The sequence below is a fragment of the Hyphobacterium marinum genome (assembly GCF_036330325.1).
Lineage (GTDB): Bacteria > Pseudomonadota > Alphaproteobacteria > Caulobacterales > Maricaulaceae > Hyphobacterium > Hyphobacterium marinum.
The window spans coordinates 1-396 of sequence record NZ_JAZDRO010000015.1; the positions used below are offsets into that span (position 1 = coordinate 1).

Below are 396 nucleotides of genomic sequence, written 5' to 3' on the forward strand. Positions count from 1 at the left end.
CCCAGACGCACCATCTCGTCGCGAACGGCGCGCGAGCGGCGTTCCGAGAGACCCACGTTGTAGGAGGCCGCACCCGAACGGTCAGCGTGACCGTCGATGGCAACACTCGCCACACCGCAATTGCGGGCCTGGTTGACCGCCTGGTTGATCACGGCCTGAGCCTGGCTGGTCAGGTTCGAGCGATCCCACTCGAAGTAGACCACAAAGCCCACATCGTCACAGACCGGTTCCTGTACCGGCGGCTGCGGCGGCGGGGTCGGACGTGCCGGCGGCTGCGGCGGCGGCGGGGTCACGACCGGTTGCGGCGGGGGCGGCGGCGCGTTGAACACGTAGCGCAGGCCCAGCCAGGCCTCGTGACCACCCAGAGCATCCACCTGGAAGCCCGGATAGGCCAGA

Annotated in this window: 1 protein-coding gene; it reads right to left on the minus strand. The window is 69.2% G+C overall.

Annotated elements, in window-relative coordinates; all coding sequences use genetic code 11:
- The coding region (locus V0U35_RS13960) for an OmpA family protein (RefSeq protein ID WP_330197388.1) at positions 1-396 on the minus strand (396 nt) is incomplete at both ends.